The following is a 2,096-nucleotide window of genomic DNA, read 5'->3' as shown; positions in this document are numbered from 1 at the left end:
GTCCCCGTCCCGCTCGCCGTCCTCGTCCCCCGCCTCGTCCCGGTCGCCGGGCTCCCGCTCACCGGTGGGCTCCTCGGCGGCCCTCTCGGCGGCCTCCGAGGCGGACTCCCCGGCAGGGGTCTCCTCCTGCTTCTGCTCCACCTCCTCGTCGGCGGCCTCCTCACCGGCCCGGTCCGGGCTCGGCGGGGCGAGGCCGGGGATGTAGGCCGGATCGGTGCCGGCTGCGGTTACGGGCGGGATGACCGGACCTCTGAGCTGTTCCACGGCGGGCAGTATGGCCGACGAACCCGCACCGGCGACAGACGGTCCCGTGCCCGGGCGGTGAAGAAATCCCGTCTCCCGTACAACCTCCGCGCCTCCCCGGAGGTCTCCTGTTGGCCACCTTCGCGTGAATTCCTGGCCAACGCCCGGTGAAACGGGCGGATTTGGCCGCATCAGCCCGGGATGCCCGACGGCATCCTCATCGTGCAGCAGGAGAGTTCCGAGTGCACAATCGTTTCCGTACGGCCCTCGCGGCCGCGACCGTGGCGGCCCTGACCGGCGGTCTGATGGCCGCCACCGCCGGTTCGGCCGCCGCCGAAGGCGACCGCCCCACCGCCGACTTCAACGGCGACGGCTTCCGCGACCTCGCCGTCTCGGCCCCCTTCGCCACCGTCAACGGCCAGAAGAACGCGGGCCAGGTCGTGGTGCTCTACGGCTCCGCCAACGGCATCACCACCACCTCCAAGCGCACCGTCGTCAGCCAGGACAGCCCCGGAGTGCCCGGCGCCTCCGAGGCCGGCGACGGCTTCGGCCACGACACCACCGCGGCCGACTTCAACGACGACGGCTTCACCGACCTCGCCGTCGGCACCCCGCGCGAGAAGGTCGGCAAGGACGTCAACGGCGGCACGGTGCAGATCATCTGGGGCTCCGCCTCGGGTCTGTACGGGGGCACCACCGTCCCCGACCCCGCGCCGAGCTCCCACGACCGCTTCGGCTACGTGCTGGACGCCGCCGACTACGACGGCGACGACCTGGCCGACCTGGCCGTCGGCACCAGCTCCTCCTACGTCCGCGTCTTCCGCGGCGGCTTCGGCAAGAGCAAGGGGGAGTACCGCGGCGCCTACGGTGTCCGCCCCGCCATCCTCAGCGGCGCGGACACCGGCCCGATGAACCTCCACTCCGGCGACGTCAACGGCGACGACATCGCCGACCTGGTCGTGGACGGCTACGAGAGGGACGCGGCCGACGGCGGCGACTACCACTGGAACGCCAACTACTACGTCCCCGGCTCCGCCTCCGGCCTGACCGCCGGCGGCCAGCGGAAGCTCCCCGCCGGCCTGATCACCGACATCGGCGACGTCAACAGCGACGGCTTCGGCGACATCGTCATCGGCATGGAGTTCGACGCGGACTCCGGCGTCCCCGGCAGCCGCACCGGCGGCCTGGTCAACGTCCTCCACGGCTCCCCCTCCGGCCCGGACGGCACCCGCCGGTCCTTCACCCAGGACACCCCCGGCGTCCCCGGCGGCTCGGAGCGTTACGACGGCTTCGGCGCCGAGCTGGACCTGGGCGACGTCAACGGCGACGGCCACCTCGACCTGGCCGTCGGCGCACCCGGCGAGTCCCTGGACGACGCGAAGTACACCGGCGCGGTCGTCGTCCTGTACGGCGCGGCGGACGGCTCCGGCCTCACCGGTTCCGGCTCGCAGTTCATCCACCAGGACACCCCCGGCGTCCCCGGCGGCAACGAGGCCGAGGACCAGTTCGGCAGCGACGTCCACCTCGCCGACATGAACGACGACGGCCTGGCGGACCTGACGGTCGGCGCACTCGGCGAGAACAACGGCAACGGCGCGGTCACCGCGCTCCGTTCCGACGGAACGCGGATCGCCGGCGGCGGCTACTTCCTCTCCGTCAGCAGGGTGGGCGTCTCCACGGCCGGCACCCCGCTGTTCGGCGTCAACTTCGCCGGCTGACACCTTCGGCGGCGCTCCGGCGCGCACGCGCGCCCGTGGGGCCCGGTCCGAGGGACCGGGCCCCACGGCCGTCCCACGGCCGTCCCCGCGCCCGCCCCGCGGTCTTCCTCGCGGCGCCGCCCTACGGGTGGCCCC

General features: G+C 73.5%; 1 protein-coding gene and 1 pseudogene. One reads left to right on the top strand and one right to left on the bottom strand.

Annotated elements, in window-relative coordinates; translation table 11 throughout:
* Window positions 1-264: pseudogene (locus L7D48_RS28360) on the bottom strand (hypothetical protein); the annotation flags it as partial.
* 221 nt (window positions 265-485) lie between these two features.
* Between L7D48_RS28360 and L7D48_RS28355 the strand changes: the two are divergent.
* Window positions 486-1,961, top strand: a complete 1,476-nt coding sequence (locus L7D48_RS28355) for an FG-GAP-like repeat-containing protein (RefSeq protein ID WP_237883892.1) — start codon at window positions 486-488, stop codon at window positions 1,959-1,961.
* The last annotated feature ends 135 nt before the right edge of the window (window positions 1,962-2,096 follow it).

This window comes from Streptomyces sp. ICN903, assembly GCF_022015835.1.
GTDB lineage: Bacteria > Actinomycetota > Actinomycetes > Streptomycetales > Streptomycetaceae > Streptomyces > Streptomyces fenghuangensis.
Note: the sequence above shows the minus strand (reverse complement) of the source record. Positions and strands in the feature narration are given on the sequence as shown.